The 26,139-nt window shown below is 40.8% G+C and carries 24 protein-coding genes; 11 read left to right on the top strand and 13 right to left on the bottom strand.

Features of this window, described 5'->3' with window-relative positions:
• Nucleotides 1-20 precede the first annotated feature (20 nt).
• The 5 genes from ftsW to MSG95_RS10935 form a co-directional block, all read right to left on the bottom strand.
• A complete protein-coding gene (gene ftsW / locus MSG95_RS10955) occupies nucleotides 21-1,217 on the bottom strand; it encodes a putative lipid II flippase FtsW (RefSeq protein WP_039254220.1) in 1,197 nt (398 codons plus the stop codon).
• A gap of 26 nt (nucleotides 1,218-1,243) precedes the next feature.
• Nucleotides 1,244-2,590: a UDP-N-acetylmuramoyl-L-alanine--D-glutamate ligase gene (gene murD / locus MSG95_RS10950; protein WP_077165238.1), complete on the bottom strand. Its 1,347-nt coding sequence runs from the start codon at nucleotides 2,588-2,590 to the stop codon at nucleotides 1,244-1,246.
• Between the two features lie 160 nt (nucleotides 2,591-2,750).
• Complete coding sequence (locus MSG95_RS10945) at nucleotides 2,751-3,002, bottom strand: DUF6587 family protein (protein WP_032005839.1); 252 nt, start codon at nucleotides 3,000-3,002, stop codon at nucleotides 2,751-2,753.
• Between the two features lie 20 nt (nucleotides 3,003-3,022).
• A complete protein-coding gene (feoB, locus tag MSG95_RS10940) occupies nucleotides 3,023-4,876 on the bottom strand; it encodes a ferrous iron transporter B (RefSeq protein WP_077165239.1) in 1,854 nt (617 codons plus the stop codon).
• The gene (locus MSG95_RS10935) at nucleotides 4,873-5,136 is read right to left on the bottom strand and encodes a FeoA family protein (protein WP_077165240.1); all 264 of its coding nucleotides are present in this window, start codon (nucleotides 5,134-5,136) and stop codon (nucleotides 4,873-4,875) included. Before MSG95_RS10935 ends, feoB begins: the two co-directional genes overlap by 4 nt.
• Nucleotides 5,137-5,280: 144 nt before the next feature.
• Here MSG95_RS10935 and xerD point away from each other — a divergent pair, with 144 nt between their 5' ends.
• The 4 genes from xerD (at nucleotide 5,281) to thrC (ending at nucleotide 9,903) form a co-directional block, all read left to right on the top strand.
• Complete coding sequence (gene xerD, locus MSG95_RS10930; RefSeq protein WP_039254226.1) at nucleotides 5,281-6,201, top strand: site-specific tyrosine recombinase XerD; 921 nt, start codon at nucleotides 5,281-5,283, stop codon at nucleotides 6,199-6,201.
• Nucleotides 6,202-6,347: 146 nt separating this feature from the next.
• Nucleotides 6,348-7,163, top strand: a complete 816-nt coding sequence (locus tag MSG95_RS10925) for a DsbC family protein (protein ID WP_077164314.1) — start codon at nucleotides 6,348-6,350, stop codon at nucleotides 7,161-7,163.
• A 244-nt stretch (nucleotides 7,164-7,407) separates the two neighbouring features.
• Nucleotides 7,408-8,709, top strand: a complete 1,302-nt coding sequence (locus MSG95_RS10920) for a homoserine dehydrogenase (RefSeq protein ID WP_039254228.1) — start codon at nucleotides 7,408-7,410, stop codon at nucleotides 8,707-8,709.
• A gap of 54 nt (nucleotides 8,710-8,763) precedes the next feature.
• Nucleotides 8,764-9,903, top strand: coding sequence for a threonine synthase (gene thrC / locus MSG95_RS10915; protein ID WP_019457006.1), 1,140 nt, complete (start codon nucleotides 8,764-8,766; stop codon nucleotides 9,901-9,903).
• A gap of 107 nt (nucleotides 9,904-10,010) precedes the next feature.
• Here the strand turns inward: thrC and pbpG are convergent, their stop codons facing one another.
• Nucleotides 10,011-11,057: a D-alanyl-D-alanine endopeptidase PBP7/8 gene (pbpG, locus tag MSG95_RS10910; protein ID WP_134263468.1), complete on the bottom strand. Its 1,047-nt coding sequence runs from the start codon at nucleotides 11,055-11,057 to the stop codon at nucleotides 10,011-10,013.
• A gap of 211 nt (nucleotides 11,058-11,268) precedes the next feature.
• Here pbpG and MSG95_RS10905 point away from each other — a divergent pair, with 211 nt between their 5' ends.
• The 3 genes from MSG95_RS10905 to MSG95_RS10895 are packed head-to-tail and all read left to right on the top strand — an operon-like array spanning nucleotide 11,269 to nucleotide 14,929.
• Nucleotides 11,269-11,904 (top strand): response regulator, encoded by a 636-nt coding sequence (locus MSG95_RS10905; protein WP_019457005.1) that lies wholly within the window; start codon nucleotides 11,269-11,271, stop codon nucleotides 11,902-11,904.
• Nucleotides 11,905-11,914: 10 nt separating this feature from the next.
• On the top strand, nucleotides 11,915-13,483 hold the full coding sequence (locus MSG95_RS10900; RefSeq protein ID WP_213033552.1) for a sensor histidine kinase: 1,569 nt from the start codon (nucleotides 11,915-11,917) through the stop codon (nucleotides 13,481-13,483).
• A 24-nt stretch (nucleotides 13,484-13,507) separates the two neighbouring features.
• The gene (locus MSG95_RS10895; RefSeq protein ID WP_077165242.1) at nucleotides 13,508-14,929 is read left to right on the top strand and encodes a sigma-54-dependent transcriptional regulator; all 1,422 of its coding nucleotides are present in this window, start codon (nucleotides 13,508-13,510) and stop codon (nucleotides 14,927-14,929) included.
• Between the two features lie 3 nt (nucleotides 14,930-14,932).
• Here the strand turns inward: MSG95_RS10895 and MSG95_RS10890 are convergent, their stop codons facing one another.
• From MSG95_RS10890 to lptF, 4 genes are all read right to left on the bottom strand, one after another.
• Nucleotides 14,933-16,117, bottom strand: a complete 1,185-nt coding sequence (locus MSG95_RS10890) for a S41 family peptidase (protein WP_077165243.1) — start codon at nucleotides 16,115-16,117, stop codon at nucleotides 14,933-14,935.
• 15 nt (nucleotides 16,118-16,132) lie between these two features.
• Nucleotides 16,133-17,680, bottom strand: coding sequence for a 2,3-bisphosphoglycerate-independent phosphoglycerate mutase (gene gpmI, locus MSG95_RS10885; protein WP_077164313.1), 1,548 nt, complete (start codon nucleotides 17,678-17,680; stop codon nucleotides 16,133-16,135).
• Between the two features lie 125 nt (nucleotides 17,681-17,805).
• Entirely contained in the window at nucleotides 17,806-18,876 is a 1,071-nt protein-coding gene (gene lptG / locus MSG95_RS10880; protein WP_004699266.1) for an LPS export ABC transporter permease LptG, read from the bottom strand.
• A complete protein-coding gene (gene lptF / locus MSG95_RS10875; RefSeq protein ID WP_151819452.1) occupies nucleotides 18,876-19,976 on the bottom strand; it encodes an LPS export ABC transporter permease LptF in 1,101 nt (366 codons plus the stop codon). The genes lptG and lptF overlap by 1 nt, the downstream gene beginning before the upstream one ends.
• Before the next feature lie 143 nt (nucleotides 19,977-20,119).
• Between lptF and MSG95_RS10870 the strand changes: the two genes are divergently transcribed.
• The 4 genes from MSG95_RS10870 (at nucleotide 20,120) to MSG95_RS10855 (ending at nucleotide 22,994) form a co-directional block, all read left to right on the top strand.
• The gene (locus MSG95_RS10870) at nucleotides 20,120-21,568 is read left to right on the top strand and encodes a leucyl aminopeptidase (protein WP_077165245.1); all 1,449 of its coding nucleotides are present in this window, start codon (nucleotides 20,120-20,122) and stop codon (nucleotides 21,566-21,568) included.
• A complete protein-coding gene (locus MSG95_RS10865) occupies nucleotides 21,561-21,968 on the top strand; it encodes a DNA polymerase III subunit chi (RefSeq protein WP_004699269.1) in 408 nt (135 codons plus the stop codon). Before MSG95_RS10870 ends, MSG95_RS10865 begins: the two co-directional genes overlap by 8 nt.
• Nucleotides 21,969-22,006: 38 nt before the next feature.
• Complete coding sequence (gene blhA / locus MSG95_RS10860) at nucleotides 22,007-22,645, top strand: cell division protein BlhA (protein WP_019456998.1); 639 nt, start codon at nucleotides 22,007-22,009, stop codon at nucleotides 22,643-22,645.
• 130 nt (nucleotides 22,646-22,775) lie between these two features.
• Nucleotides 22,776-22,994, top strand: coding sequence for a hypothetical protein (locus MSG95_RS10855; protein WP_004699271.1), 219 nt, complete (start codon nucleotides 22,776-22,778; stop codon nucleotides 22,992-22,994).
• Between the two features lie 57 nt (nucleotides 22,995-23,051).
• Here MSG95_RS10855 and MSG95_RS10850 read toward each other — a convergent pair whose 3' ends face one another.
• The 3 genes from MSG95_RS10850 to ribD are packed head-to-tail and all read right to left on the bottom strand — an operon-like array spanning nucleotide 23,052 to nucleotide 26,128.
• The gene (locus MSG95_RS10850; protein ID WP_004699272.1) at nucleotides 23,052-23,711 is read right to left on the bottom strand and encodes a riboflavin synthase; all 660 of its coding nucleotides are present in this window, start codon (nucleotides 23,709-23,711) and stop codon (nucleotides 23,052-23,054) included.
• A gap of 42 nt (nucleotides 23,712-23,753) precedes the next feature.
• Entirely contained in the window at nucleotides 23,754-25,046 is a 1,293-nt protein-coding gene (locus MSG95_RS10845) for a DNA adenine methylase (protein WP_004699273.1), read from the bottom strand.
• Nucleotides 25,043-26,128 (bottom strand): bifunctional diaminohydroxyphosphoribosylaminopyrimidine deaminase/5-amino-6-(5-phosphoribosylamino)uracil reductase RibD, encoded by a 1,086-nt coding sequence (ribD, locus tag MSG95_RS10840; protein ID WP_077165246.1) that lies wholly within the window; start codon nucleotides 26,126-26,128, stop codon nucleotides 25,043-25,045. The genes MSG95_RS10845 and ribD overlap by 4 nt, the downstream gene beginning before the upstream one ends.
• Between the last annotated feature and the right edge of the window lie 11 nt (nucleotides 26,129-26,139).

Raw genomic sequence — 26,139 nt, 5'->3', positions numbered from 1 at the left:
TTTATAACGATTGAAATGATTTAGAAATTTGATTCTTCTCTTTCAGGATTCACTTCTTGAGTTGATGCATCAATCTTTAAGATCAAACTAATCATGGCTGCACACATCATTAAAGACGTACCACCATAACTAATAAATGGCAGAGTCAAACCTTTGGTTGGCATTAAGCCCATATTCATACCCGCATTTACCAAAATCTGGAGTAAGAAAATAATACTAATGCCATAAGCTAAATAGCCCGCGCGAAGATAATGGTGTTTCAAAGCACGGTGACCAATTTTGATACAACAAGCCAACATCAAGAAAGACAAGCCAATGACAATCGAAATACCAAAGAAGCCAAACTCTTCACCTAACACGGCCAACATAAAGTCAGTATGTGCTTCAGGTAAATAAGATAGTTTTTGAACACTATGTCCCAAACCTGTTCCAAACCATTCACCACGACCAAATGCCATGAGTGCATTTGATAACTGATAACCCACACCTAATGGGTCTGCCCATGGGTCAGTAAATGAAATCAAACGTTGAAAACGATAAGGCTCAAATAAGATTAAGAACACAATACCGGTGACAATCGCACCTAGCATGATTAAGAACTGCGTTGGTGGTGCACCAGCTAAAAAGAATACCCCAACCATCATCATGACAATAACGATCGTTGCCCCCAAGTCAGGCTCGGCAATAATCAAACCAACCGTAATTGCCATCACACCACTTAAACGCAGTAAACCTTTCCAGTGCGTACGAACCTCTTTAGCACGGCGTACCACATAGTCTGCTGTAAAGATTGCCATCATAACCTTGGCAACCTCTGTAGGCTGCAAGGTAAAACCGCCGATTTTAATCCAACGAGTAGAACCATTGACTTCCGAACCTACCGCCAGAGCAGCAACTAACAGCACCATGGTTAATAACCACAGCGGGAAAGTGTTTTTAAACCATGTATTCAGTGAGATTCGATAAGTCAAATACGCCACTACCCCAGCAACCGCAATAGAAATTGCATGGCGGATGACGTAGTGAAACGGGTTCTCATGCATATATTCGGCATAAGGCATGGAAGCAGATGCAACCATCACCGATCCGATACATAACAAAGCAACGACACAGAAAATCAGAACATTACGTGGTGTCACTTCCGCTGGCCATTTAGGCAATATCCGTTCATACCACTGATTGATTTTCTGGATTGTGGTCTGAGCTAAGCCTGCCATACTACATTCCTAATCATAATACTTCTTTAAACCAACGAATTGACGCAGGCAACAAACTGCTGACCACGGTCATTATAACTTTTAAACATATCAAAACTTGCACACGCTGGTGATAGCAACACCACGTCCTCAGCATGCGTTTCACGTTGAGACAGCTCTACAGCTTCTTTAAGCGTTGCTGCATGTAAAATTTTGGTTGCACCTTGAATGGCTTGTTCAATCACCGGAGCATCCTCACCAATCAATACCACAACTTTGGCATATTTTTCGATAGAAGAACGTAATGGACCAAAATCCTGACCTTTACCTTGCCCGCCTAAAATCAAGGCAACCTTACCTCTTTTCACTTCAATAGCAGCGCCTAAACCATCAATCGCTGCAAGCGTAGCGCCAACGTTAGTGCCTTTAGAATCATTGTAATAACGTACGCCATGCACAGTCTTTACATATTCACAGCGATGCTCTAACCCTTTAAATTGTTTTAAGGTTTCAAGCATAGATTCCATAGGCAGGCCTATTGCCTCACCTAATGCTAAACAAGCTAAAGCATTTGCTACGTTATGCATGCCTTGAATATATAAATCTGAGCTTTTAATTAAACGCTGCAGACCACGTGCAAGCCAAAGCGTTCCATCACCATCTCTTAAAACACCATATTGATTTAAATCTGGTGCATTTAAACCAAAGCTTTGCATTGGTGTGGTATCTGGAACGAGAGGACGACTTAAAGCGTCATCACGGTTAAATACTACTTTTTTAACACCTTGGAAAATACGGTGTTTTGCTTGATGGTAACCCAACATATTGCCGTGACGATCTAAGTGGTCTTCACTCATATTGAGAACCACAGCAACTTCAGCATTTAAGTGAGACGTGGTTTCTAGCTGAAAACTTGATAGCTCAAGTACAATTAATTCAGGTTGATCTTTTAATAAATCTAGAGCTGGGCGTCCAAGATTGCCACCAACAGCCACTTTCTTACCCGCATCTTTAGCCATTAAGCCAATTAAAGTCGTTACTGTACTTTTCGCATTAGAGCCAGTGATCGCTACAATAGGCACATCGGTTGCACGGCGTAATAATTGGATATCACCGACCACAGAAATACCTTGAGCAATAGCTGCCTGAATTTCCGGTAATTGCGGTGCAAGGCCTGGGCTTAAAATAATTTCTTCTGCTTGTAATAATAGTTCTTGGTCAAGTTGACCGAAACTAGTTTTAACACCAGCTGGGATCTGATCATGCCCTGGTGGCGTGGGACGAGAGTCTGTTACTGCAACTTGGTAGCCTTGTTCATGCAGGAAATTTACAGCAGAAACGCCTGATATTCCCAAGCCTGCTACAACTTTTAACCCACCACGTTGTATTAACATTTTTGCCCCACAATTTATCAATCGACAGAATGGCAAAAATGTTAGCACTTTGCTGTTTTGAATGCTTTTTCAGTTTGAACTTTATTCATCTTTTTTTGTGTCAGTGCGTAAAAAAGCCATCAACATGATGGCTTTTTAAACGAAACAAGAAATACTAAATTTATTGCCATTTAATCGGCTTAATTTCTTGAACTGTATTGGTAGGTTTATCTTCGCTTGAACAACCACAACCGCCAGCACAACCAAAGGCCATTTTCGGTTTAAGCCATTTTGCCAAGGTTACCCAACCTTGCTTTTCGCAAAATGCAGAGAGTGAAGAAAAGACTGAATTTGCTGTTTTTGGAAATACTTTCTTAAAAACAACGACAGCACTCCAAATCACTAAAACCGCAATAATCAGATATTGAACCATATACAACCTCCTTTATTGCTTTAGCCCCAGTAGTGGGAAGCAATTTGATAGGTAACAAACGATGCAAAATAAGCTAAACCAAACAGATATGCAGTCATAGCTGCAACATGTTTCCATGAACCTGTTTCACGGCGTACCGTTGCCAATGTTGCCAAACAATGTGGAGCATAAATAAACCACACTAAAAGCGATAAACCTGTTGCCAAAGACCAACCTGTTCCATCTGCACTAATCAGATGTGACAAACCTTGTGCCACAGCATCATCATCTGTTGCAGACAAGGCATAAACTGTACCTAATGCCGCAACAACCACTTCACGAGCAGCCATAGCTGGGATTAAGGCGATACAGATTTGCCAGTTAAAACCAACTGGAGCAAATAAAGGCTGGATAAGATGCCCGAGCATACCTGCAAAACTATAATCTATGGCAGGTAATGTCGCCCCTTCTGGTGGCTGCGGGAAAGTACACAAGAACCAAAGCAAAATAGAGAGCGCAAAAATGATTCCGCCGACGCGTTTCAAGAAGATCTTTGCACGATCCAATAAACCGATTCCCACACTTTTTAAATCAGGGAAACGATAACTTGGTAGCTCTAGCAGTAAAGCATGTTGCGATTTATCTTTTTGCAAAAACTTCATTAAAAATGAAACGCAAAGCGCACTCACAATACCAGCCATATACAGACCGAAAAGCACTAAACCTTGCAGGTTAAAAATACCCCAGACCATTTTCTCTGGAATGAAGGCAGCAATCAGCAAGGCATAAACAGGTAAACGTGCCGAGCAAGTCATTAAAGGCGCAACCATAATGGTCGTAAAACGATCACGAGGGTCACTAATACTACGCGTTGCCATAATTCCCGGTACTGCACAAGCAAAGCTCGAAAGTAAAGGAATAAAGGCACGGCCACTTAAGCCAGCTTGGAACATTAATTTATCAAGCAAGAATGCTGCACGCGGTAAATAGCCTGATTCTTCGAGTACCAAAATGAAGAAGAACAAGATCAAAATTTGTGGCAAGAACACAACTACGCCACCTGCACCCGCAATAATTCCGTCGACAACCAGACTATGCAGTAGTGGCTGCGTAATCACACTTCCTATTACTTCACCCAGCCAGCCGAAGAAGCCTTCAATACCATCCATGAATGGAGCGGCCCATGCAAAAACTGCTTGGAACACAATAAACATCATGATGGCAAGGCTAAGTAGGCCTAAAACTGGATGTAAGAAAATCCGATCTAGAAAATCAGTCCGCTTATCACCCTGATCAACATAATGAACAACATCTTTAAAAATCATATCGATTTTTTGATGATGAGTTCCAGTTAAACCACTCAGTTCAGTTTGTGGCACACTGTATTTTTCTTGATCAAGGGCATGTAATAGATTTTCAATACCCGCATTACGAACAGCCACTGTTTCAACAACTGGCACGCCCAAACGTTGAGACAACTTTTGAGTATTAATTTGGATACCACGACGACGCGCTTCATCCATCATATTCAGTACAAGTAAAATCGGACGACCTAACTCGATCATTTCGAGCACTAGCCCTAAATGCAATTTTAAGTTAGTGGCATCAACCACACATAAAAATGCATCTTGCTGCCCTTCTTCTGCAATTTTACCCAAACAAACGTCACGGGTAATTACTTCATCAGGACTGGTTGCATTAAGACTATATGTACCCGGTAAATCGAGTACACGCACAGCTCGACCTGAAGGCAAATGAAAATGACCAACCTTACGCTCGACCGTTACGCCCGCATAGTTTGCAACTTTTTGTCGAGTTCCAGTTAAATGGTTAAAAAGAGAGGTTTTACCACAGTTAGGGTTTCCCACAAGGGCAATACGTAACGCATCACTCATGCGGGTACTCCTTCTTCTACTTGAATTTCAATTTTTTCCGCTTCTGCTTTACGTAAAGCGAAACGAGTAAAGCCTATTTGGATTAAGATCGGATCACCACCAAAAACACCTTTGGTAATCACTTCCACTCGTGTGCCCGGTACAAAGCCCAGACTTTCCAAACGAATTGCGACCAAATCTTGCTGCTCGGACTCTATTTCCATCCGATTCACTTTGGTGATGGTAGCCGCTTGCTTCACTTTCAACGCTGATAAACGCACCGCATCCGATCCTAAAACCTTTTTTTCTAGTATACATATAAATGAGAATAATTACCAAATAAGGTTAAATTTCAATTCTCACCTACTTTAATCGACAAATCTTAAAGTTTCTTTTAAAGTACAGTGGTTTAGAGGATATTGTTTATGATAAGTAAAAAACCGCGTATTCCAAGCCCTGTTCAAATTCCTGAACATTTGAGCTTTTTACAAGGTTTTCGTGACTATTTGGTTGCTCAAACAGTGAGTCCACATACTCGTAATGCTTATTTATCTGACCTGATTCAATGTGCTGAACTTCATAAAAAAAATAGCTTGCCGAAATGGTCGAGTGATGACATTTCTGATGTCTTAATTGAACTTACCAAAATAGGAAAAAGTCCACGCTCAATCGCACGCTGCTTATCTGCCCTACGCCAGTTTTACAAATTTTTACGTGAACAAAAATTACGAAGTGATAACCCGGTAGCGACACATCACTCACCCAAAATTGGCCGAGCTTTACCCAAAGATTTATCAGAAGAAGATGTAGAAGCACTTATTCAAGCGCCTGACATTACAACAGCTTTGGGGTTGCGTGACCGAGCGATGTTTGAAGTACTTTATGCATGTGGTTTACGCGTTTCTGAGCTAATCAACCTACGCTTGGAGCTAATCAATTTAAAACAAGGCTATTTACGTATTACGGGTAAAGGCAATAAAGAACGTTTGGTACCTTTAGGCCAATATGCTTGTGATTGGGTAGAGCGCTACTTAAGTGATGCACGTCCTCAACTTTATAAAAGCTCGACTGACTATTTATTTTTAACCCAGCATGGCGGAATCATGAGCCGTCAGAACTTTTGGTATGCGATTAAACGTTACGCCTTGCAAGCCAATATTCAAGCTGAACTATCGCCTCATACCTTACGTCACGCCTTTGCAACACACTTGCTCAATCACGGTGCTGACTTACGCGTAGTACAAATGTTATTGGGTCATAGTGACTTATCCACCACCCAAATCTATACCCATGTGGCACAAGTGAGAATGCAACAATTACATGAAAAACATCATCCTAGAGGATAAATTTTTTTTAGCGAATGATTTGAAATTCATCAAACAATCGTTTGATTTCGTTCACAAAGGTTAAGAAAGTTTTAACAATACACACTAGATTTTTTGCTATGCTTAGCAGCTTCTGACTATAAATACTGATGAAATAAGGGTTATCTATGTCTTTTACCCGATCTCAACTTTTTCTTGCCTGTGCTTTGGCTTCTAGCTTGCTGTTCAGTGCTTGTTCTAAAGAAAACAAACCACAAAAAGAAGATGCGCTCACAGCGACCGCACCTGCTACTGGGGAAGCGTCAACCATCATTGAACGCAATGCTAAACAGCGTTTAATTGAAACTTTGCAAAAACAATTTAAGAATGCAAACATCAACGCCAAAATTTTAGATATCAAGCCAACAGAAGTTCCTAATTTATATTGGGTAAATCTCGAAGGAATGACATCAATTTATACAACCAGTGATGGTAAATACCTGATTCAGGGTGATGTCATTCGTTTAGGTGGCAAAGAGCTGCATAATATTGGTGATAACCTACAAGCTTCAGAAAATAAAAAGCATCTTGCTGCTTTAAAAAATGAAGATTTGATAGTTTACCCAGCGAAAGGTGGTAAGGCTAAACATGTGATTTATGTGTTTACCGATGCAAGCTGTCCTTATTGCCACAAATTACATGAGCATTTAGCCGAGATTAATGAAAAAGGCATTGAGGTTCGTTACATTGCTTGGCCACGTGGTGAACAATTTATGCCAACTATGGAAGCCGTTTGGTGTAGTGCAGACCGTAAAGCTGCATTTAACCAAGCTGTACAAGGCGTTAGTATTCCACCTGCACAATGTAAAAACCCTGTCCGCGAACAATATCAACTTGGTTTAAACATGGGCGTGAATGGTACTCCTGCAATCTACAATGTTGATGGCGAGTACTTGGGTGGCTACTTAACACCAGATGAATTGGTTAAAAAATTGAATAAATAATATTCGCCAAGCTGATGAATGATTCATCAGCTATTTCTTCAACAAAGCGCTGCTCATATTGCAGCGCTTTGTTTTTTCAATAATTAATACTTTTTCCACCAATGTTTAAAGACTGATCTAATCAGCTTTTCCGAACATCGCACTCTAATTGATTGAACAAGCATGAAAAGCGCTAGAGTCTGGCGTTTTTTTTAGCTATGATCTAGCTTCAACTAAATGATTAAATGATGATATGGAGTGTGACGTGAAACCAGTTCGCCTGGCAATACTCGGTTTAGGAACCGTAGGTGGAGGAGCCCTTAAACTACTACAAGAAAATGCCGCTGAAATTAAACGTCGCACCGGTCGAGAAATTCAAATTACCCACGTTGGAACACGCCGCCCTCGTCCAGATCTTGAATTGGAAGGGATTAAACAAAGCGCGGACTTACTTGACATCGTTCGTCAACCAGACGTTGATGTGGTTGTAGAAGTGATGGGTGGGATCCACCCTGCTTACGAAGTCATTATGGAAGCGATCAAACACGGCAAACAAGTCGTGACTGCAAATAAAGCCTTACTCGCTGAACATGGCAATGAATTATTTAAAGCAGCTGAAGACAATGCCGTGCAAATTGCTTATGAAGCAGCAGTAGCTGGCGGTATTCCAATTATTAAAGTGATTCGTGAAGGCCTTGCTGCAAACCATATCGAGTGGCTTGCAGGCATTATTAATGGTACAGGTAACTTTATTCTGACTGAAATGCGTGAGAAAGGTCGTGCATTTGATGATGTATTAAAAGAAGCTCAAGAACTCGGTTATGCAGAAGCAGACCCAACTTTTGACGTTGAAGGTATTGATGCTGCGCACAAGCTTACAATTTTAGCGTCTTGTGCGTTTGGTATTCCTCTTCAGTTCGATAAAGTCTATACCGAAGGTATCAGTAAAATCACTGCACAAGATGTGAAATATGCAGAAGAACTTGGTTTCCGCATCAAGCATTTAGGTATTGCACGCCGTGCTGAAAAAGGGATTGAGCTACGTGTTCACCCAACACTTATTCCAGATGAGCAGCTTATTGCAAACGTAAACGGCGTTAAAAATGCTGTGTTAGTTCAAGCAAATGCAGTAGGTCCAACGCTTTATTACGGCGCTGGTGCTGGTGCTGGCCCAACAGCTTCTGCGGTTGTTGCCGACGTGATTGATATTGTTCGAGACATCTCTTATACCGAAGACGGTGCAGGAACAATTCCTCAGCTGGCTTTTGAAGCATTAACAAATATGCCAATTTTAAGCCGCGAAGAAATGACTACAGGTTATTACATCCGCTTAAATGCTGAAGATCAGACTGGTGTACTTGCAGATGTAACAACCATCTTAAGCCGTGCTGGAATCAGCATTGATGCCATCATGCAACAATCCCGCTTAAAAGACCTTATTCCAATCGTGATTTTGACCGATCCAATCGTTGAATCAAAAATGGATGACGCTCTTGCGCAAATTCAAGCATTACCTGCTATTCGTGGCGAAATCGTAAGAATTCGTTTAGAATCGCTCGATAGTTAATCAGGTTGAGGGAAAGATTCCCTCTCCCGCTTCACCTCTAATTGGAACACCATCATGTCTAATGCCAATCGTTATACTGGTCTTGTAGATCGTTATCGTGACCGTTTGCCAGTTTCGGCAACTACTCGTGCTATCTCTTTGGGTGAGGGCAACACCCCACTCATTAAACTTGAGAATATTCCACGTATTATTGGCAAAGATGTTGAAATTTATGTGAAATATGAGGGCTTAAACCCAACTGGTTCATTTAAAGACCGTGGTATGACCATGGCTGTAACCAAAGCGGTTGAAGAAGGCTCTAAAGCGATTATCTGTGCATCTACTGGTAACACTTCTGCTGCTGCTGCTGCATACGCTGCTCGCGCTGGTATCAAAGCATTTGTTTTGATTCCGGAAGGCAAAATTGCGATGGGTAAAATGGCGCAAGCGATGATGTATGGTGCGATCACTATGCAAATTCGTGGTAACTTCGATGATGGTATGCGTCTAGTAAAAGAAGTGGCTGATCAAGCTCCTGTAACGATTGTAAACTCAATCAACCCTTACCGTTTGCAAGGTCAAAAAACCATTGCTTATGAAATCGTTGAAGCTTTAGGCCGTGCACCTGACTATCACTGCTTGCCAGTAGGTAATGCAGGTAACATTACCGCTCACTGGATGGGTTATACAGAAGCTGTAGCAAACCAACCTGCTGATCAGTTCGAACAAGTTGTTTATGATGCTGCGACCGATCAATTCACTGGCCCTAAACCAGAAGGCTTACCGACAATGGTAGGTTACCAAGCTTCTGGTGCAGCTCCATTCTTACGTGGTGCTCCAGTTGAAAGTCCTGAAACAGTTGCAACTGCAATTCGTATTGGTAACCCGCAAAGCTGGAACCATGCAAAAGCTGTAGTACGTGACTCTAAAGGCTGGTTTGATGAACTTCAAGACAGCGAGATTTTAGAAGCTCAACGCTTACTTTCTATGTATGAAGGTGTATTCGTTGAGCCAGCGTCTGCTGCTTCTATTGGCGGTGCAATCCGTGACATTAAAGCGGGTAAAATTGCTGAAGGTTCTGTCATCGTATGTACAGTAACTGGTAATGGCTTGAAAGATCCTGATACTGCAATCAAACAATGTGCTGATGCAGTGATGTTGTCAATTGATGCAACGATGGACCAAGTTAAAGATTCGATTTTATCTAATATGTAAGATCTGAGTTTTTATAAAAAACGGCTGTTTAATACAGCCGTTTTTTTATGTCTTTTTTATAACTATAAAAAACGCTTCTTAAAAGAAGCGTTTTTAAAATATTGAACTTAAATACGTTTTGGCAAATTACTCAACCAACCCAATAAGTTAGTTGCATCGTTATTACGTGCCTGTGTACTTGGCTCACCAAGCAATACAATTACTGCCGGACGTGAGTTTACAGTGGTATGCATCACGACACAGCGACCGGCTTCATTGATATAACCAGTTTTAGACAAGTTGATATTCCAGCCACCATTACGCACTAGCGCATTAGTATTGTTAGATTTCAACACGCGATAACCCAAGTTAAAATCATAAGTCGGTGTAGTTGAGAATTGACGGATTAAACCATACTGAGATGCTGTACTCGCCAAAATTCCTAAATCACGTGCAGAAGAAACATTGCGTGGGTCTAAACCAGTTGATTCATAATAATGAGTTGCACTCATACCCAAAGAACGTGCTTTAGCATTCATCGCTGCTACGAATGCAGGACGACCACCCGGATAAGTACGCGCTAAAGCTGCTGCCGCTGGGTTTTCAGATTTCATTAGAGCAAACAGAAGAACTTCTGCACGGTTCATCTTGTCGCCAACACGTAAGGTTGAGCTTGAGTTTTTACCATTTGCACCAGCAAAATCAATTTGCTCAAGTGTAATTTCTTCTGACATGTTTAAACGCGCATCTGCCGTTACAACTGCTGTCATTAATTTGGTAATAGACGCAATCGGTACCGATGCATTGGTATTTTTACTATAAAGAACCTCACCTGTTTGCGCATCCATGACAAGTGCAGCACGTGCACTTACACTCGGCTGGGCATTAAAACCCCCAGTATCGCGAATTGGAGCAACTCTAGGTGTAGAGCTAATAACTTTCGGTGCATTACTGCCACGCAAAGTTGTAGTTACAGATGTTGAACCTTGCGGAGTTGGTTCATCATCTTCATCATTTAAAAGTTGACTGGCATCCGCAGCCGACCAATTTAAACTTGCAGTACCAGTACTCCCTGAGGACGGGTTGTTGACGAGTTCTGCAAAGCTTGTTGAACTCAAACTAAGCAAAATAGACATGCTTAGCACATGCATTAAAGACTTTTTAGAATTTTTCACGGCACAATACTCGACTCAGGGTGACACACATTTGCGCTTACTATCATTATGCCTTACATTTGAGATATAAGGTATAAAGGTTTACCGACACAATTGTGCACAACTATTCGCTCACTATAGAAGAATAGGATTGCTAATTTTGTCATTCCATTGCAAGCTTATTTTGCTTTATGTAACAAAAAACTTGTTTTTTGAAAGAAAGGAGGTCTTCTTGATTACAGTTTTAGTTGTCGATGACCATGAACTGGTACGTACGGGTATTTGCCGTATGTTAGAAGATCATGCAGATGTTGAGGTAATTGGACAAGCCGAATCTGGGGAAGAAGCAATTGCTATCGTTCGCCAACAACATCCGCAAGTCGTACTACTTGATGTCAACATGCCGGGCATCGGTGGCGTAGAAACAACGCGTCGTTTATTACAAACAGCTCCAGAGACTAAAGTCATTGCTGTGAGCGGCCTTGCCGAAGAACCCTACCCGTCTTTATTGCTAAAAGCCGGTGCAAAAGGTTATATCACTAAGGGTGCACCAATTGCCGAGATGGTTCGTGCAATTAATAAAGTGATGCAAGGTGGTAAATATTTTAGTGCTGATATTGCCGAACAACTAGCAAGCTCATATTTATCCGACACCCAACAATCCCCTTTTGATTCGTTATCAGAACGTGAAATGCAAGTTGCCATGATGGTTGTCAACTGTATTAGCGCACAAGAAATTGCCGATAAACTTTTTGTGAGCGTGAAAACCGTAAATACTTACCGTTATCGTATTTTTGAAAAGTTAGCAATTGATAGCGATGTAAAACTTACACATCTTGCGATTCGCTACGGTCTGATTAAACCATAATCAGACTTACATGCACTCTCCTTTAAATTCATCCCTGTCCCATACGATTTTTCGTTTGGGCACTTGGTATGGTTTATACCGTCTTATTATTGCGGTTAGCCTGACTATTATTTTGGTTTCAACCAATGCTCAAGCCGACAATAGTTTGCAGCAACCATCTTTATATTTTTATACGCTGCTAGGCTACTCAATTGTCAGTCTTGTTCAATTGTTAGGCTTTAAATTTATCGCAGCTCAGGCAACACGCCAGCTTGCTTTATTTTTTATTGTCGATGTTATTTGTTTGAGTTTACTGACTTTTTCTGTTGGTGAACCAAATTTACAGCTTAGTCTACTTTATGTAATTGCAATCTTTACCTCGGCAATTTTGCTCAGCGCAAGAATGTCTTTAATCATTACATTACTTGCGATCATTGCAGTTATTTACCAACGCTTCGTGGGGAGTTTGTTCGACTACAACAATCTAAACACGATTGGGAATAGTGCCTTACTCGCTTTCTTATTTTTTGTCGTTCATGGTATTGGTCAAATTGCGGTTCAGCGCTTTAAATTACTTGAAGCTTTGACCTTTCACCAGTCAGTTGAACTTTATCAACTTCAAAATATTAACCGTTATATTTTAGAACAAATTGAAGAAGGCTATTTAGTCTTAGATGAAGACTACAACATTGTGCTCAGCAATCCAGCTGCTTGCTCACTACTCGGTATTCCACCCCAATTTGCCAACGAAAAATATCCTTTAGCCAAGTGGCATACCGACTTATATGAGATTCTTAAGTTTGGTGACTTACAAGAAGGTGACCGATTTATTTTTGAGTCCCGCCTATCGACTTATTCCATTAATATTAAAGTGCAGCACCTTTTGGTCCCACAACAAGCACTGACACTGCTCATTTTACAAGATGCCCAGCAAATTAATCAGCAAGCACAACAGCTCAAACTTGCTGCTTTAGGACAACTTTCAGCAAGTATTGCACATGAAATCCGCAACCCTTTGGCTGCAATTGTACAAGCAAATGAGCTACTTAAAGATAGCGACCCAGAACAACAAAATACTTTGCAACATATGATTGGTAAACAAGCCAAACGTATTGACAGTATTGTTCAAGATACTTTGGGACTTGCACGTAGTGAAAGAACTCATCCTATTCAGATTGACTTAAATCATTTTATAACAAGTTTATTCGAAGAAGATTTATCAGATGTTAAGCACTCTATCCGACTCGAAATATCTGATAATTATCTAAAATTTTTATTTGACGAAAAACAATTGCGACAAGTTATGATTAATTTGGTGCGAAATGCTTTACGGCATAATGCACCTGATTCACCTGATGTCACGATCAATATTCATTCACAAACAAATAAAATTTATATTGATGTGATCGATTACGGCGAAGGTGTCTCAAAACGTGATATATCTCAACTATTTAAACCATTTTTTAGTACCGAAATTAATGGAACTGGTTTAGGATTATACTTGTCTCATAGTTTCTGTGAGGCAAACCATGCAAAGCTCACTTATGTAGAGCAAAAACAAGGGGCATGCTTCAGAATAGAGTGCCCAATAATATATTGATTTTTTTATTAGGTTTTTGGGGAAATGGCAGAACAGCAACCACTGGTTTTGCTTGTAGACGATGAAGAAGATTTGTGCCTTTTAATGCAAATGACACTTGCACGAATGGGGATTAAAACACATCTTGCTTATCGGGTTGAACAGGCCAAACAACTCTTCACTCAGTTTCATTACGACGCATGCTTAACCGATTTAAATCTACCTGATGGTAGCGGGTTAGACTTAGTCAAACATGTCTCTCAAAACTACCCCAACACCCCAATTGCAGTTTTAACTGCATACGGCAATATGAATATTGCAATTGCTGCATTAAAAGCAGGTGCTTTTGATTTTGTGAATAAACCTATTAACCAAGTCCATCTAGATCAGTTATTGCAAAAGGCGCTCAATCGGCAACAAACAGATCAAGACTTTGCAGAAACGGCGCTAGAAAATAAATTATTAATCGGCCGTTCTCTACCCATTCAACAATTACGCATTGCAATTAAAAAAATTGCTCGCTCTCAAGCACCTGTATTTGTTACGGGTGAGTCAGGAACAGGTAAAGAAGTAGTTGCCAACCTAGTTCATCGGTTAAGTAACCGTAGTGAAGGTCCTTTTATTGCAATTAACTGCGGTGCCATTCCAACTGAACTCATGGAAAGTGAGCTGTTTGGACATAAAAAAGGCAGTTTTACTGGGGCAACTCAAGATAAACAGGGTCTGATTTTATCGGCTCACGGCGGTAGTTTATTTTTAGATGAAATTGCCGAATTACCACTCAGTATGCAAGTCAAACTACTGCGTGCGGTACAGGAAAAAAAGATCCGTCCTCTCGGTTCCGATCAGGAAATTGATGTTGATTTCCGTGTCATTAGTGCGAGTCATCAAGACTTGGATTTATTGGTTAGACAAGGCAAATTCCGTCAGGATTTATTCTTCCGTATCCATGTTATGGATTTGATGTTACCACCGCTACGAGAACGTGGCGAAGATGTCCTTTTACTTGCAAATCACTTTATTCAAAAAATTTGTATGGAGTGGGAAACACCACCCAAACAATTAAGCGACGCAGCCGAGACTTATCTCTTACAGCAACACTTTCCTGGCAATGTTCGTGAATTAAGAAACATGATTGAGCGAGCAATCACTCTAAGTGACGATACTCAAATTGATGTACCACACTTACATCCAGCACCATTAAGAGCAAATATCTCTAGCTCAGTACCAGTGGTATCTCAGACTATACAAAATAATGTGACAACGCCTCAAGTTGTAAAAAAATTGCCAACTGAAGGATTGGAGCGTTATTTAGAGAACATTGAAAAAGATATTCTGCTCAATGCACTCAATATGACCCATTGGAACAGAACTTTAGCAGCAAAAAAACTAGGAATGACGTTTCGTTCTTTACGTTATCGTTTGAAAAAATTTGGCTTAGACACCGAGACTGAACAGGAAGTATAAACCTTACTTCCTTTTTAGAAGTAAATCGGCAACACGCTCCAAATAAACATCTTCTTTCATTTCTGGCGGTAAGGGATAAGTCTGATTAGGTTGAATACCTTGCCCTTCAATCATATTACCATTTGGTGTGTAGTAGTGTGAGACCGTCATTTGCAAGGCTGCCCCACTAGGCAGAGGGAAAAGCTTTTGTACAACACCTTTTCCATAACTTTTTTCGCCAATGACCCAAGCCCGCTGATGCTCTTTCATTGCTGCAGTAAAAACTTCTGCTGCTGATGCGGATCGATGATTAATTAAAATACCGACCTTTATATTTTGAAAATCATTGCCCGGTAAAGCCTGAAATTGCTGATTACCTTCTGAACGACTTTTTGTAGAAACAATAATGCCATGATTTAAAAATAAATCGGCTGACTCAACAGCAGCAGATAGCAACCCGCCTGGGTTATTTCGTAAATCAATTAATACTGCTTTTAAACGCGAAGAACTATTTTCTTCAATCAAACGCTTAATTTCATTAGCAGTATCTTGCTGGAACACTCTAATTTTTAGTACCAATACCTGATTGTGTAACATGACAGGTTCGATGTCAGTTTCAATCTTTTTATTACGAACTAAACTGATTGGAGTATTTGACTCCTCGGTCTGTACTTGAAGTGTTGATCCTATTGAACCATACAGCAAACCAGATATTTGATCTTGCGTCAGATTCTTAAGTTCTTGATTATCAATTTTTAGAATTGTCTGGCCATTTCTTAAGCCTAGTTTATATGAATCTGAACCTGTCTTAAGGTCACGAATCATCCATTTATGAATATGTGCTTCTGGACTTAATGCAAAATCAACCGAGGCTAAATCACCTTCGGTATATTGAATGAGTTGACGGTATTCTTCAGGAGACAAATAGCGTGAATAACGATCTAAACCGCTGACTAATCCTTTAATTGCTTGTAAAAATAAAGCATCGTCCGACTTTTCATCGACATAGTTATCCCGAACAATCCCATAAATTTGTACAAACTGCTGAATCGACTCAATAGGAACTTCTGCATAACTTTCTTCTGATTCTGCCGGATCAGCATGCTGCGGCGATAGTTTTTCTTTTACAACAGGAGCAGCAAGAGCGAGGTAGCTGCAACACATCAATACACTACCCAAAAAAGCTTTATATATATTGTGTTGCAGCATTTAGTCACCTATTGCTTATGCAGATAATGTAATCAGATTACGACCTTGCATTTCGGCAGGAACTGGAATCTGCATTAGATTAAGGATAGTCGGTGCAACATCTGCAAGTACACCACCTTCTGCAATTGTCGCTTGAGTTGGACCAACATAAATAAATGGTACAAGCTCTGTTGTATGTTGAGTATGAACCTGACCACTTTCATAGTCCTGCATTTGCTCGACATTACCATGGTCAGCAGTAATCAGCATGTGGCCTTTTTTCGCCATCACAGCTTCGTATACACGACCTAAACATGTATCAACTGCTTCAACAGCTTTAACCGCAGCATCAAATACGCCTGTATGACCTACCATATCACCATTGGCAAAGTTCACAACCAATAAATCATACTCACCTGAGTTAATTGCCTTAACGAGCTCATCAGTTACTTCATAAGCACTCATTTCCGGCTTTAGGTCATATGTTGCAACGTTTGGTGATGGAATGAGAATACGCTTCTCACCTGGATATTCATCTTCACGGCCACCACTAAAGAAGAACGTTACATGAGCATATTTTTCAGTTTCAGCAATACGTAATTGCGTTTTGCCAAGAGAAGATAAATATTCACCAAGTGAGTTTTTCAACTCTTCAGGCATATATGCCACAGGCGCATCAATGCTGGCCTGATAACGCGTCAACATGACAAATTTAGAAAGGTTCGGCACAACTTTACGCTCAAAACCAGCGAAGTCTTTTTCAACAAACGCACGAGTAATTTCACGAGCACGGTCAGCACGGAAGTTCATGAAAACAACGCTATCGCCATCTTGAACTTTAGCCACATCACCAATACGAGTTGCTTTTACAAACTCGTCATTTTCATTTGCAGCATACGCAAGCTCTAAACCTTCTACTGCCGTTTGTGCAGTACGAAGTGCTTCACCTTCAGTCAATAAACGGTAAGCCTGTTCTACACGGTCCCAACGGTTGTCACGGTCCATTGCAAAATAGCGGCCAATCATAGTTGCTATACGACCTTGATCTGGATATTGAGCAAATAGAGCATCTAATTTTTCTAATGAAGGTTGAGCACTACGTGGAGGAGTATCACGACCATCAAGGAATGCATGAAGATAAACTTTTGCACCACGTTTTAATGCAAGCTCACACATCGCCACAATATGATCTTCGTGTGAATGAACACCACCTTCTGAGAGCAAACCCATAATATGAACTGCGCCACCAGCAGCTTTGGCTTTTTCAACAGCGTCAATCAATACTTCATGTTTGAAAAAATCGCCAGTACGAATGTCTTTAGTAATACGGGTAAAATCTTGATACAACACACGGCCAGCACCAAGGTTCATATGGCCAACTTCAGAGTTCCCCATTTGTCCATCAGGCAAACCAACATCTTCACCAGAACCAGAAATGAGACTATTTGGATGCTTTGCTTTCATTGCAGTTAAATTCGGGGTTTTTGCTGCAAGAAAAGCATTATCTTCAATCGCTTCACGGTGTCCAACACCATCCATAATGACCAGAACGTGAGGGATCTTGCCAGCAGTTGCATCCGTCATAATCAATTTCTCTTTTGTCTACAATTTCATCGCAATATCTTACCGAATTTTCGGTAAAGACTCTAATTTTTCCTATAGCTTTCACCAATGCCTATCATTGAGAAAGCCATTCATATTCTTTTGAATTAACGGGCGCGGTAAAGTAAATAACTACCTGCACCGAATAGCAAAGCAATAGGTACAAGTACAAACCAAGCAGGTGAAGGTGCGTATACCAAACTTGCGTAACCCAAGAAATCTTGTAAGTAATAAAAACCCAAACCAATAAAGAGTGCGATCACCAATCTGAAACCCATTGACTGTTGACGTAGTGGCCCAAAAATAAAAGAACAAGCGACTAACACCAAGGTAATGAGAGAAAATGGAGAGGCAACTTTTTGCCAAAAAGCTAATTGGTAGGTTTTAGGGACTTGGCTATATTCATCCATATAACGCATGAAGCTAACCAACTGACTTGGAGATAAGTCTTCAGGATCTAAAGTCACCATGTGTACGTATTTAGGTTGTAAAGCCAATCCTAAAGACTGCTGTTCATGATTGTTTTGTATTGAATTACCATCTGTAAGAATGTCGGTCTGGCTAGCTTTCTGTAAAGACCATTGACCATCTTTGATAAACTTACCTTGCTCTGCATTAATTAGAGATTGCAAACGGTAATCTTTGTCAAAGTCTACAACTTGAATGTCTCTTAAATTTCCTTGCGAGTTTGCATAGTCAATATAGATAAAACGCTGCCCTTCTCGTGACCAATAGCCTTTCACTTCACCTAAAGCAGCTGCTGAACGGTGACTTTTGACACTTTGCGCTTGCTCATTTGTATAGGGAACAACCCACTCACTGAGTGCAAAAGATAAAATAATAAGCAGCAAAGCTGAGCGCATCACCCAACCTACAATACGCCACAAGCTAATACCAACTGAGCGCATCACAATCAGCTCGCTGTTGGATGCTAAAGCCCCTAATCCAATCACAGCCCCAATTAAGGCCGAAATAGGTAAAATCTCATATAGATAGCGAGGGGCACCCCATAAAACATAGATGAAAGCTTGCCATGCATTATAGTCAGGTTTTAACTCACCCAATTCACCCAAATAAGTAAACAAGACCTGCAAAACAGATAAAACAATGGTGGTACCAAACATTGCAAGCGCAGTGGTTTTCGTCACATATTTGGCGACTATTCGACGTGCTAACATTATAATTTCACCCGCTTGATCTGTTTCTTGATTTTCGGCCCTAATTTCTGTTTACGTGAAAATAAGGCAGCTGCAATTGCATAAACCAATAAAGCTGCTGGATAAGCCCAAATGTCCAGCTCTCCTCTACTGATACGAGTCTTAATCGCAATCATAAGTACAATCAGACTCGCGAAAATAAAAATAGATGGAATAAGACGATAATAACGGCCCTGTCGTGGATTTACCTCAGACAATGCAACTGACATCATGAGAGCAACAATGATGGTAAACGGACCAAATAAACGCCAACCCAACTCACTTCTGATGACAGGATCATTGCTTTTATCCAATAGCTTAGAGGTTGGAAGCGCTCCTACATCACTACTCTCAAACTTAACGTCCTTATCATTTTCTAAGCGCAGACGATAAGACTGGAACTCTGCTTGCGTATATTTCGGTTGTCCCGGATATATTTCATAACGGCGACCTTGAACCAGATCGACAACATTGGCTGTATCATTAGCCATCTCAATACGTGTTGCCTCTTTTGCCAAAATCATGACATCGGGCTTATCTTCTTTAGTAGCGCGTTGATAAAAGAAAATATCCTTAAGGTTTTTACGGTCTTCCGACAGTGAGCCTGCATAAATCGTATAAGGCCCTGAAGAAATAAACTCTCTTGGCCGAACCAAATCAAAACCAGTCCGTACAGCTTGAGTTGTCGTTAGTTTTTCAAATTCACGTAGTCCCCACGGCGTCATCCACAACATGAGCACAGACTGACAAACCATGTAAACCAGTGTCATTGGAATGAGTAAGCGTGCTAATTGATGACGACTTACTCCACTACCATTGAGTACGGCCATTTCATGGTCAACATATAAGCGACCAAACACCAGCATTAAGCCAATAAAAAAACCTAGTGGTAAAATAAGGGTAAGGAATTCGGGTAAACGATATCCTACGATGCTAAATAAAATACTAGCATCTAAACGCCCCTGCGCCGCCACACCAAAGTATTTGATCAGACGACCACCCATCATGATTAAGGTCAATAATGCAATGACCACCAATGAGGTAGAGACAACTTGCTTGACGAGATAACGCCGAATAATCAAATTAATACTTCCAAAAGGCTAAACGGGACGAACGCTAGTTTACCCGAATGTTAAAAATATAAAACCGCACATTGCAACGCTATGCTTGAAAGTGTTTAAATGTTTTAATCCAACATAACTTTCTATAGGCAATCACGGCAGCCATGAAATTTACAACTTATACAACTTTCCCTGAACAAACATCTAATGAATCTTTGTGGGTTTTAGTTGATTCAGAACAGCTACAAACCAACCTCAACACATATCAAATCAATAACATAGAAAACATTCTTACAGCGACTCAATTTAAAGCCAACTTCAACGAAACTTTGCCATTGTTTGGTCAGCTTACTCATCAAGCTCATACCCAATTACTTGGTTTAGGAAAAGCAGCTGAACTTCAAGCAGTTAAGTTAGCAAAATTGGCACAAACCATTATCAAATCGACACAAAATAAATTTAAGCATATCGCAATTGATATTGCTGCGTTACCTGTCGAATACCATTATTTATTTGCATTAAGCTTAACTCAAGCAGCTTATGGTTATGATGAGTTTAAATCGAAAAAAAATGAATTTGTGTTACAACAAGTTGATTTAATTAGTTCACAAACCAATCTTGATGAAAGCCAACTTGCCTTGGTGCATGCCGTACAATCTGGTCAGTCTTATGCTCGTGACTTAGGAAACCGTCCAGGTAATATCTGTTTCCCTGAATATTTAGCTGAACAGGCATTAGCTTTAGCTGCAGAATTCCCAGACTTACTTAAAGTGACTGTCTTAAATGAGCAGCAAATGGCTGATTTAGGCATGTATGCATTCCTCGCTGTAAGTAAAGGATCTGAGCGTCCGGGTCGTATTGTCACTCTTGAATATCAAGCAAACCTTGAACAAGCTCCTGTGGTACTTGTAGGTAAAGGCGTCACTTTTGATACAGGTGGTATTTCTTTAAAACCAGGCCTTGGCATGGATGAAATGAAATTCGATATGTGTGGTGCAGCTTCTGTGCTTGGTACAATCCGCGCATTATGTGAAGCACGCCTTCCAATCCATGTAGTGGGCGCGATTGCAGCGGCAGAAAATATGCCTTCAGGTAAAGCAACTCGTCCGGGCGATATCGTAACGACCATGAGTGGTCAAACGGTTGAAATTTTAAATACCGATGCAGAAGGCCGTTTGGTTCTTTGCGATACGTTAACGTATATCAAACGCTTCAATCCGGCAGTAGTCATTGATATCGCAACTTTAACCGGTGCTTGTGTAGTTGCACTAGGTAAAGTGTTAAGCGGCTTATTCTCTCCTGACGATGCTTTAGCAACTGAGCTTCAACAAGCGGGTGAACAATCATTTGACCGTGTATGGCGTATGCCAGTGATTGATGACTATCAAGAACTACTAGACTCACCTTTTGCAGATATCGCCAACATTGGTGGTCCACATGGCGGTGCGATTACAGCAGCCTGCTTCCTTGAACGTTTCACACGTGATTATCGCTGGGCTCACTTAGATGTAGCCGGTACAGCTTGGCTATCAGGCGCAGCAAAAGGTGCAACTGGTCGTCCAGTACCGCTACTTATGCAATTCTTAGCCAACCGTGTAAATACGAATGGCTAAAGTTAGCTTTTATTTGTTTGAAACGAGTGAAGAACGGCAAGTCGATAGTGCTTGCCGTTTGTGCCGAAAGATTCTACTGAAGCACTCACAGATCTGGTGGTACTGCACAGATGTGCAGTTACAACAAACACTTGATGAAAAACTTTGGAGCTTTGATCCGACCAGCTTCATTGCTCATGGTATTGATCAGGCAGACGCAGCAGTATGTATTTCGGCTAAACAACCTACTGAACAGGGTTGGTTGGCATTTAATTTTAACAATCATGCACTTGAACAAGTGAATCATTTTAGCCACATTATAGAAATTGTTGAAAATAATGAAGCAGCCAAGCAAATTGGCCGAGAAAAATTTAAAATGTATCGTCGTTTGGGTATAGAACCTCGAACCTTTAAATTATAACGCGCTAAAATGTTGAGACTGTTGAGTAAAGGAGAACTGTGGTGGCATTAAATGTCGGGCAAGATTTTAAAAAAAGATGGTTAAATGCGCCTGAAGCTGTCCGTCATGCCTATCAACAGGATTTGGCACGTATTTGCGATTTATTAGAGCCTCAGACGCCTATTCAACTTTGGGTACTCAATGACGAGAAAGCCCAACTAGAGTCGCAGAAAAACATTGAACAAGCTTATGCAGACCTCAAAGCAGAGTTAATCGAACAAGCACGAATTCGCCGTCAGCTTGCTTTAGAAAAATCTCTTGCAGATAAGCGTGCAGTTGAAGCAGCCTATGCTGCTGAATTGCAAGCCGATGAAGTTCGTAAGTTTGATGAACAAACCCAAGCTCTACAAGCTTTCTGCAGTCATTTAGAACAGGAAGTTGCTGAACAAACTGCACGTTATCAAAAAAACCCTGAAACACCTGCTGTAGACTATTCTTCTGGTGTAAAACTTAGCATTACCGATGATCAAATCTTATCGGAGCTTGAAAGTTTAAGAATTCGTTTAGAACTTGAAGCTGAAAACTTAATTGAACATTCTGTAACGGCTTTCCGTGCCAAACTAGAGGCGGCAGCTCAAGAAGAAATTGAATACATATTAAATAATTCTAAGTTTTCTGATGAAAAAATAGAAAAGTAAAATTTTAAAAACGCTCTTTGTCATCAAAATGACATTTAATTGTCACAAAATAGTCATGCATAATATTCTTTTAGTTCAAATAATTATTAGAATAATGCATGGTTATTTATCAAAATTAAAGAGAGTAAAAATGGACATTCCACATCAGATTTCAACGCAACTTGAGCAGCTTAATCAGGGTGAGCAATGGACATTTTCAGCACAAGAACTTTATATGAGTCATAACGACTTTAATTCACTTTCTATTTTGCTGACACGAGCGTCAGAAAAAGGTCAATTTTCAATTACACGCACCCAGCATAATAAACCATGGGTTGGTACACATTCGGTTACTCTGACCAAGCATTAATTTTTAAAATAAAAAACCGGAACATATGTCCGGTTTTTTATTTTGGCGATTTAAAATTTATTTTAAAAAACCATTTTCAGCTAAAAAAGCCATACTAATATTTGACTCAGTTTTCTGTTCAGCAGCCTTATCACCTAGCAATAAACGCTCGATATAACGCGCTAAGACATCGACCTCAAGGTTAACTTTGCTACCTACTTGCCATGTCCCAATATTGGTACGTTCTGCTGTATGGGGAATTAAGTTCAAACTTAAAATATTACCGCGCAAATGGTTAATGGTTAAACTAATACCATCTACAGTTACAGAGCCTTTCTCTGCTAAATATTTAGCAAGTTCTACAGGTGCTGTCACTTCATAATAGACGGAACGAGCATCTTCACGCACTACGGTAATTTCACCTACACCATCAACGTGACCACTTACAATATGACCACCAAAACGAGTTGTTGGTAGCATCGCTTTTTCAACATTGACACGCTGACCAACTTTCCAGTTACCCAAAGTGGTACGGTTTAAACTTTCGCGAGACACATCAGCCGCATACCAGTTATCACCCCACTCAATAACGGTGAGACAGATTCCATTGGTTGCAATTGAGTCACCCAAATGTACATCCGACATATCCAAATCGGTTTGAATACGTAAACGCACATCGCCACCTACACTTTGCAGGCTTTCTACTTTACCTAAACTTTCAATAATGCCTGTAAACATGGCTCAATCTCCAAATCTTTCACACTGCTTAAGTTGCAGCGCTTACCAAAGTGCAAGTTGCGTACTATTACCTGAAGTATCTACACCACCTAGCTCGGCAAAGTGGTAAAGCTGGCCTAACAATTGACGTAACGGTGGTCCTGGTTTGGCATGTGTATCTGTAATCACAATAAACTCGAGCACGCGTGCACGTTCTGACTGACGTTGTTTACTTACGCGATAACGTGGAACATCTTGAGTCAGTAAAGTGACTTTTCCGCGCTCCAGATTGGCCATAAGTAAATCCTTTGGCTCAATGTTACCATCGGTCGAATAACTGGTCAGAATATAACGCGCATTGATGGTTGAAAGTAATTTTTCATACGCATCTTTTGCATGTTTAGAAGAGTTATATGGACTTGGACGCTCTTTACGCCACGCACGATCAATACCGCTCTTATAACCTTTGGTATCTGGTGAAGGTAAATCAACCTGATCCCATAAAGTTAATGCATTTAAAACGTGATAATTACTACTGTAAGCATGCTGGTTATATGGTGGGTCAAGATAGGCAACATCTACTTCAAAACCACTCATCTGATTTGCTAAATGTTGTGAATCTACACACCACATTTCAGCGGCTGGACGTTTACGATCACCAATCTCACAGAAACGGCTCGGTGTTAACCAAAGTAATGATTCAATACGCTCTAAAGCCGTTTGTGTACGTCCGCCCCACCCTTGGTGAAAGCTTTTAAATACGCCACTTGTATTGCTCACAAAGCTAGCTGAATAGAGCAATGGTGCAAGTAAAGCACTCATCTCTACATCATTAATTGCACCTTGTGCCTGCCATGTTGCAATTTGCTGGCGAATCGCATCGATGCGCATACCATTACGGCGTTTAAAGAACAAACGGTCACGGGTTGGGTCGTATACATCATCGTTACGAGGACAAAGGTTATGTGTAACCCAACCCTTAACCTCAGGCAATCTATTTAAATAATCGATGGCTTTTTGATATCCGCCAAGCTCTTTAAAAGCAGGCGCATCGACACAGGCTAAAATCGCATGATTTAGGGCATGGCTATAAGGTTCCCAATCATTGGCAATGACACGGTAACCATTTTGACGTGCCAAACGAGATACCACACCACTACCCGCAAAAAAGTCGGCAAAAATTGGAGGATTCTTTTTCTTGCTGTTCAGCGTCCCTGTAATTTCTAGGGCTTCTAAAATCAAGTGGAGCAATCGGCGCTTGTTGCCCAAGTAGGGTACAAGCTGATGAAAAAGATATTCGTCGGTCGTGCGGGCTGCATGGCGACGTTTGTGGTAAACCGAAGGCTCTGAATTCATACTTTCTCTTGCGTAGGGATTAACCTTAAGCGTATATCTTGATCAAGTTGTACTACATCAAGAAGTTTAAAACGAAGTTGCTGCACCATATATTCAAATTCTGCATTGAACATGGCTCTGGCACTTTGCCCCAATAAAGTCGGGGCAACATAACTAATCATTTCATCTACCAAACCTTCTTGTAAAAAGACGGTAGACAAAGTTGCGCCAGCTTCAACCAACACATCATAAATTTGGTATTGCTTAGATAAGGTCTGTAATAGTGTTTTTAAAGGCTGAATTTCTAATTGTATCATGCCTAAGTCAGCGAATTCCTGACGATATGGCCCCATCACCATGACAGTTTGAGGATTTTCTAAAATTTTAGCGGTGAGCGGTAAGCGCCCTCTCCGATCTAGAATTACCCGTTTTGGTTGAGCAACTGTCTCGATATCAATATTATTGAGTGAGCGTACATTAAGCTGACAGTCATCAGCAATCACAGTATCAATACCTGTAATCACGGCACCTGAAATCGCACGCCAATGCTGCACATCTTGACGAGCAGCAGAACCCGTAATCCACTTTGACTCACCAGATGCCATTGCAGTACGCCCATCTAAGCTAGAGGCAACTTTTAAACGTACATATGGCATGCTCGTAGACATCGCTTTTAAAAAGCCTTGATTAAGTTTGGCTGCTGAATCTTCACAAATACCGATTTCTACTTCAATACCAGCATTTTTTAAAATCTGAACCCCTTTACCCGCAACAAGCGGGTTTGGATCGGGACATGCCACAACCACTTTTTTAACCTGCGCCTTCACGAGTGCCTCAGCACACGGAGGTGTTCGTCCATAATGAGCACATGGTTCAAGTGTTACATAAGCGGTTGCACCTTGTGCTTGCTCACCAGCTTCACGTAATGCAAAAACTTCAGCATGGGGTTGACCAGCTTTTGGATGAAAGCCTTCACCAATGACCTGATTATCTTTGACAATCACGCACCCAACATTTGGATTTGGTTTTGTCGAATAAAGTCCTCGTTTAGCAAGTTCAATCGCTTGCTGCATCCAGTACTGATCTTGTTTCAACTCAGACATATACATCTCAA

Origin of the sequence: Acinetobacter sp. IK23 (assembly GCF_035615275.1) — a bacterium.
Lineage (GTDB): Bacteria > Pseudomonadota > Gammaproteobacteria > Pseudomonadales > Moraxellaceae > Acinetobacter > Acinetobacter seifertii.
Note: the sequence above shows the minus strand (reverse complement) of the source record. Positions and strands in the feature narration are given on the sequence as shown.